At 37.5% G+C, this 7,983-nt stretch carries 5 protein-coding genes; all 5 read left to right on the forward strand.

Annotation, left to right across the window (positions count from 1 at the left end):
* Nucleotides 1-1,157 (forward strand): hypothetical protein (locus tag ACILQF_RS07900; RefSeq protein WP_395626877.1); only part of this gene is annotated, 1,157 nt, incomplete at its 5' end.
* A gap of 74 nt (nt 1,158-1,231) precedes the next feature.
* Nucleotides 1,232-3,943 (forward strand): M14 metallopeptidase family protein, encoded by a 2,712-nt coding sequence (locus tag ACILQF_RS07905; protein WP_395626878.1) that lies wholly within the window; start codon nt 1,232-1,234, stop codon nt 3,941-3,943.
* 90 nt (nt 3,944-4,033) lie between these two features.
* Nucleotides 4,034-5,677 carry a M14 family metallopeptidase gene (locus tag ACILQF_RS07910; protein WP_395626879.1) on the forward strand — a complete coding sequence of 548 codons (1,644 nt, stop codon included), beginning with the start codon at nt 4,034-4,036 and terminating at the stop codon, nt 5,675-5,677.
* A 36-nt stretch (nt 5,678-5,713) separates the two neighbouring features.
* Complete coding sequence (locus ACILQF_RS07915) at nt 5,714-7,453, forward strand: M14 family metallopeptidase (RefSeq protein ID WP_395626880.1); 1,740 nt, start codon at nt 5,714-5,716, stop codon at nt 7,451-7,453.
* Nucleotides 7,454-7,458: 5 nt separating this feature from the next.
* A partial coding sequence (locus tag ACILQF_RS07920) for a hypothetical protein (RefSeq protein WP_395626881.1) occupies nt 7,459-7,983 on the forward strand: 525 nt, incomplete at its 3' end.

Consider the following 7,983-nt stretch of genomic DNA (forward strand, 5'->3'; position numbering starts at 1 on the left):
GAGTTTTAGTAATTGGAGACAATTCTGCAGCAATAGCAGCAGCTATTCAATCTGCTCGTTCCGGTGTAAAAACCATGTATTTACCTCAGTCAAGATCATTTACGCCAGTTTTTTCTGAAAAAGATCTTAGCCATATTAAACGCATAAAAAATTATTATTCCCTCAAAGAAAGAAGAAGATCAAAAAGTGCTGATTCCATTATTGCCCTTCCGCTTGAGCTACATCAAGCACCTGATTTAATAAAAAGCATTAGCGATACGGTTAAAAATTTAACAATAAACCTAAATAATGTTGTAGATGAAATTAAAAAAGATGGGAAAGAGTGGGAAATACGCTTAAAAGGTGGTCAAAAAATAAAGGCACAGGTAGTGATAGATGCAAGCGAGAGTCTTGCAATCGCATCCATGCTTAAGATTGATCTTAAAAAAACCATTAGTAGCCCAATTAACAGTCCCAATATTTTTGAAAATAAACTTTTTAGAAGCACCGTTGCATTGGGAATTATGCCAGATGGCGCATCTATTACTATTCCAATGGGTGCATTAATGGTACAAGAGCAGGAAAATTTCATCATCATTCCCAAGCAAATTGGCCAAGTAAAGCTTGTAAATATGTCGGCGGGACAAGCAGCAGGGACCATTGCGGCTTACTGTGCATTCTTTAAAACCACCACTAAATTAATTAATCCCCGTGTGGTGCAAGGCGAACTTTTAGCATTTGATGCTGTTTTAATACCCTTTGAGGATATCGATCAAAAAGATGTCAGTTTTCTTGCTTTTCAACACCTCGGACTTAGCAGTATGATTAAGCCAAGATTAAACGATGGGAAATTCTATTTTGATACTGCGGGGCTAGTGAAATCAGAAGATATAAAATCGTCAATGAGAGAATATTACACAAGAAGTCAGCTTTGGTTTGCCGACAATAAAAAAGATACCTTGAGCATTAAGGATGTTATTGAACTTATAAAATTCAATGCCAATCGCGGGGAAGAACTCAAGCAAGAAATCGCCGAAAGTTGGAAAAAAAGTTTTAAACTAAGCTCCCCCTTTGAACCGGAAAGAAATATTACTAGAAGAGAATTTGGGATTCTTGTAGATAAGTACTTACAACCATTTAATATTAGAATTGACTCCTTAGGTAATTTGCTTCGTTGATAGTTTGAAAACTAATTGTCAAATTCTAGCAAATAAAATGAGAAATATTAACTTGCAATAAAAATCCACAGAACATGCGTAAAATTACCTTCTTTCTTATCAGTCTTTTACTGATAAACACAGCATTTGCACAAATATCTCCAAAAGACCATTTCGGATTTACAATTGGAGATGATTATAAACTTGCTAATTTTACTCAAACAGAGGCATATTTTAAAAAATTAGCAGCTAGCTCTGATCGCGTAAAGTTCTTGAGTATTGGCAAAACAGAAGAGGGCCGTGACCAACCAATGTTAATCATTTCCTCTCCAGAAAATTTAAAGAAACTCGATTATTTCAAGGAGATATCACAAAAATTAGCTCGTGTTGAAGGTTTAAGCGAAGAGGAAGCTAGAGCTTTAGCAGAAAAAGGGAAAGTTATTGTTTGGATTGACGGGGGACTCCATTCAACAGAGACTTTAGGTATTCACCAACTTGTTGAAACTGCTTGGAACTTGGCTAGTCGCAAGGATGCGGAGACTACAAAAATACTCGAAAACACAATTATTTTAATGACGCATGCCAATCCTGATGGACATGAATTGGTTAGCGATTGGTATATGCGTGAAAAAATACCTGAGAAGCGTTCATTAGAAGATTTACCACGATTATATGAAAAATATGCTGGGCACGATAATAACCGCGATTTTTTCATGATGAATTTGAAGGAAACGCAAAATATAAGCAATCAGCTATTCTTAGAATGGCTGCCACAAATTATGTACAATCATCACCAAAGAGGCCCTGAAGGCTCTGTAGTGGCCGGAGCTCCTTATCGAGATCCCTTTAATTATGTATTTGATCCTATTTTAATGACAAGCTTGGATGCATTGGGTGCTGCCATGAATAGCCGATTAAACACCGAGAATAAACCTGGATATACCCAAAAAAATGGTTCTGTTTTTTCAACTTGGTATAATGGGGGATTGAGAACAATTACATATTTTCATAACATTATTGGATTGTTAACCGAAACCATTGGCGGACCAACGCCATCTGAAATTAGTTTGGTACCCAATAGGTTGATTCCTAATGCTGGAACAACTTTTCCTGTAACACCGCAAAAATGGCATTTCAGACAATCCATAGATTACTCCATATCCATGAATTATGCGGTATTAAACTATGCACAAAGACATCGCGATGAATTGCTTTATAATATTTACCTGATGGGTAAAAATTCGGTTGAAAAGGGCAATACAGATACTTGGGGTTTATCACCAAATAAGATTGAGGCCATTAAAGATGCACATCAAAAAGATTTGGGTGGAGCTAGAGCCTCTGGAAGGAATACGATTCCAACAAAATACTTTGATCAGGTAATGAAGGATCCTGCTAAGAGAGATGCTAGGGGCTATATCATTCCTGCAGGTCAGGCAGATTTTCCAACAGCAATAAAATTTGTAAATGCCTTAATACGTTCTGGCATTCTCATTCATAAAGCCAATGAAGATTTTGTTATCAACGATAAAAAGTATTTAAAAGGTTCCTTTATCGTGAAAACGAATCAGGCGTTCAGGCCTCACGTTTTGGATATGTTTGAACCACAAGATCATCCCAACGACTTTCAATACGAAGGGGGTCCGCCAATTGCACCATACGATGCAGCAGGATGGACATTAGCCTATTTAATGAATGTTGAATTCGATCGCTTTCAAGATGATTTTAACGGTCCCTTTCAACGTATCCCTTATGGTGAACTTCAAAAAGTTGAAGCAAAACCTATTATTTTAGCTAAGGGATATTTAATAAATGCGGAATCAAATAATGCTTTTATAGCCGTTAATGAGCTGTTAAAAGCAAAAGAAAATGTTTTTAGAATCCGTTCAGGTGCCGACCAAGGCGATTTTTTCATTCCTTCTAATGCAAAAGTTCAGAAAATAATTCAAGGATTGGTTTCTAATTCGGGATTAGAACTTAGAAGTACATCAGCAATTCCTTCAAACATCAGCAAGATTTCCGAGCTAAGAATTGCTTTGTGGGATACTTATGGCGGCTCAATGGCCTCTGGTTGGGTACGTTTCTTGATGGAGCAATATCACTTTAATGCCAAAATAATCTACCCTCAAGATATTGATGCGGGCAATTTAAACTCTAAATACGATGCGATCATTTTTGTATCGGGCGCTATCCCTCCAGTTTCTACTAGAAGTACAAGCAATAGAAGCAATGAGCCTAAGCCAGAATCCATCCCAGCTGAATTTAGAGCTCAGTTAGGAATAATTAGTCAGGAGAAATCAATACCTGAAATCAAAAAATTTATGGAGCAAGGTGGAAAAGTAATAAGTATTGGCAGCAGCACAAACTTAGCTTATCATTTAGACTTACCGATTAGGAATGCGCTAGTTGAGATGGGTAAAGATGGTCAAGAAAATAGATTAGCAGCTGAAAAATACTATGTTCCAGGTAGTGTTTTAAGTGTTAGTGTTGACAATTCATTGGCATCGGCATGGGGTATGCAAAAGACTGCAGATGTATATTTTAATAATAGCCCCGTGTTTAAAATTGCTACCGCCGACTTATTAAAAGGAGATATCAAACCCATTTTATGGTTTTCAAGTTCAATGCCGCTACGCTCTGGCTGGGCTTGGGGTCAAGCTTATTTGCGAGATGGAATTACTGCTTTTGAGGCTAATGTTGGGAAAGGGAAGCTTTATGCTTTCGGACCGGAAATTACATTCAGGGCGCAAACGCATGGAACATTTAAATTACTTTTTAACCAATTATATGAAGTTTCTGGAAAATAGATAAGCTTAAAATGTCGAGCAACTAGAATAGATCTGTATAAATTAATTTATTTCTGTAATTTAATCAGCTGAAAACAAGCGATTAACTCCATGAATAAATTCACAAAAACCATCACTTTAATGATGGGTCTATTTCTCCTTAACAGAGAAACAAAGGCGCAGGATTATAGTAATCATGCGCAGCTATCCCAAAGGATAAATGTGCTTTCTAAATCGTACCCCTCATTGGTAAAAGTTAAATCATTAACCAAAACTTTTGGCGGTAAAGACATATGGATGCTGACTATTGGTGCTGGCCAAACCGAACAAAAACCAGCCACTGCCGTATTTGGTGGCGTTGAAGGGTCACATCTTCTTGGAACAGAACTGGCTATTGGATTCGCAGAAAAGTTATTAAATGCCTCATCTCAAGACAGTGTAAAAGCTATTTTAACAAAAAATACCTTTTATGTTTTTCCCAATATGAGCCCCGATGCCACTGAGCAATATTTCTCAGCCCTACGTTATGCTCGCAGCGCCAATGCTCGCCCTACAGATGACGACCGAGATGGTAAAATAAACGAAGATTCTTTCGAAGATCTTAATAAAGATGGAAAAATTAACTGGATCCGCGTAGAAGATCCCACAGGAAAATATAGATTAAATCCTGAAGACCCACGCTCCATGATTCTCGCCGATCCTACCAAAGGGGAAATTGGTAAATATCAAGTTTATTCGGAAGGTATAGATAACGACAAAGACGGTAGTTTTAATGAAGATGGTGAAGGTGGAGTTCATTTTAATAAAAATATGAGCTATGCCTATCCAAATTTTATTCCAGGTTCTGGAGAGCACATGGTGTCAGAAAATGAGAATAGGGCGCTTTTAGATCATATATTTGAGCAATTTAATATCCACACAGTAATTACTTTTGGCCCTTACAATAACTTGTCAAGTCCCGTAGCATTTAATGCACAATCGGTTTCAAAAAGGGTAATTAGTGGTTATTACGAAGCTGATGCCAAAACCAATGCCCATATTTCTGAGCTTTACAATAAAATAACTGGCTTAAAGGATGCACCTAAAACTAGCTCTACTGGTGGTGATTTTGCCAATTGGGCATATTTTCACTATGGTAGAAATAGCTTCAGCACACCAGGTTGGTGGGTACCAAAGGCGAAAGCAGACACTGCAAAAAAAGAAAAGGACTTTAAGATTGAGGATCAAGTTGCCAATTATTTAAGATGGGCGCAAAGTGAGAAAATAGAAAACAACTTTGTAAGCTGGAGAAAAATTGATCACCCCGACTTCCCCGGTAAAAATGTAGAATTGGGTGGAATAGATCCTTTTGTACTGCTAAACCCTCCATTTAGAATGGTTGAAGGGTTGGTAAAGAAGCATTATGATTTCATTTTTAGTTTGAGTAAAAAATCACCTGCTATTGACATTATCAATGTGCAAAAGGAAGCATTGGGAGATGGAATTACAAGAATTACTGCCACCATCATTAATAATGGCTTAATGGCCACACAAACGAAAGTTGGTGAACGCAGTTACTGGGTAAAAAAAATCAGTGTAAAACTAACTCATACAGGAAACCAAAAAATTATCAGTGGCCGTAAAAATCAAGTTTTAGATGCCATTGAGGGTCAAGGTAACAGAACACTAAGCTGGTTAATTAAGGGATCAGGAAAATTAAGCATCGATGCTGGAAGTCCGACGAGCGGTTCAAAAACCATTGAATTATCCCTTTAATATTTATTGATTTTTCACCTCCAATTAAGAGAGAATATGAAACTTAACATAAAAAAAATATTTCTTACGCTTCCCGCAATGGCTATGGCCATTTCATTGTTTGCACAGCAACCCGAGCAGATATTAAAAGCATCTGGCAGTCCCGCGAACCCCAAAGTACCCATGAGTTGGAACCGTTATTATGATTATGCAGCCATTACCGAGGTTTGCAAGAAATTAGCCAAAGCCCACCCAGACCTAGTAAAATTAGAATCGATGGGAAAATCCTATTTAGGAAAAGAGATGTGGGTAATGACTATTTCCGACTTTAAAACAGGTAATTCTTCCCAAAAACCGGCGATGTATATTGATGGTAATATTCACTCCAATGAAATTCAAGGAAGTGAATTTGCGTTGTACACTGCTTGGTACCTTGCCGAGTCTTTTGCTGACACTAAACACATTCAAGAGCTTTTAGCAGATAAGACTTTTTATATCGCTCCAACAATCAATCCGGATGCACGTGATAATTTTTTCCATGCTGCAAATAATGCCAATTCGCCTCGATCAGGAATGATTCCGGTTGATAATGACCGGGATGGTGCAACAAATGAAGATGGCTTTGACGACTTAGATGGAGATGGGCATATTGTGTTCATGCGCAGGAAAAACCCGAATGGACGACTTAGAATTGATCAGGATGATCCTAGAAGAATGGTCAGCGTGGGTGTTGACCAGCAAGGAGATTATGAATTATTGGGTTATGAAGGAATTGATAATGATGGCGATGGTGATGTAAATGAAGATGGTGAAGGTTTTTATGATCCGAACCGCGATTGGGCATGGAATTGGCAACCAAATTATATTCAAAGTGGCGCTTATAAATATCCATTTTCATTACCTGAAAACCGCTCCATTGCAGATTTTGTAATGAAACATCCAAATATTGCTGCAGGGCAATCATACCATAATAATGGGGGTATGATTTTACGAGGACCAGGTGCACTTGAAGATCTTGATACCTATAATGCTCAAGATGTTCAAGTTTATGATGCTCTAGGCAAAAAAGGTGAAGAACTTATTCCCGGTTATAAATATTTAGTAGTTTATAAAGATTTGTATTCTGTATTTGGGGGTGAGCTCGACTGGTTTTATGGAGGTAGGGGTATTTATACTTTCTCGAATGAGCTTTGGACAAATTACCTTATGTATAACAAAACTGGAGATTCAAATGCACAAGCAAGCCAGTATTCCTTTGATCGTAATCTATTATTTAATGATGCTTTCGTAGAATGGAAGCCTTTCAAACACCCCCAATATGGCGATATTGAAATTGGAGGCTTTAAGAAATCTTTTGGTCGTTTACACCCTGGCTTTCTTTTAGAAAGTGATGCACATCGCAACATGTCATTTACTTTATACCATGCATACCATACTCCGAAACTTTCTGTTGAAGAGGTTTCAGAGAAAGATCTAGGTGGAGGCCTAAAAGAAATTACTGCAGTGATTGCGAATAAACGTATGATGCCAACCCATTCGAGCCAGGATTTAAAATATAAAATTGAGGTTCCCGACATGGTTAGCATTGAGGGTGCGAAGGTAATTGCAGGCATGATTGTTCAAAACAGGGATTTAAATATTACTAGGGAGCAAAAAAATGATGCTGCAAATATTAAAGTTGAAAATATTCCAGGGAATAGCACTGTTACTGTGCGATGGATTGTACAAAATGCCGGAAAATACACCGTAAAAGTTGATAGCAAAAAAGGCGGAATCGCCACAAAATCTAATAATTAATTGAAATGAGAATCTTAAGTATTACGTTTAGTTTATTATTTGTTAGCAGCATGCTTTTTGCGCAAGCCGACAAAACCTTTTTTAATGATTTAAAAGCTCTAAATGGTAAAATTTTCTATGGTAAAGCCATTTACATGCCCGATACCACCAATGTGAACGACTTTTGGGGCAAAGAGCTAAAGTTTACGGTCAATCAGAGTAAAAAATCTGTTTTACGGATGCCTTTTCAAGTAGCTGAAAACAAATCACGCACCTGGGTGCTTACAAAGACCAAAAATGGCATTCAGCTCAAGCATGACCATCGCCACGATGATGGGAGTCCGGACAGCATCACCAATTATGGTGGAGATTCAGACCTCAGAATTAGCACTGCATTAGCTCAGTATTTTCCTGCAGACGAATTTACTTCAAAACTTATCCCTGCTGCCTCAACAAATCGCTGGATCATGAGTTTTAGTCCCGATAAAAAGAAATTTTATTATACTCTTGAACGTAATAATATTTTAAGATTCAAGGCAGAGTTTAATATA

This window comes from Daejeonella sp. (genome assembly GCF_044232565.1).
Taxonomy (GTDB): domain Bacteria; phylum Bacteroidota; class Bacteroidia; order Sphingobacteriales; family Sphingobacteriaceae; genus Daejeonella.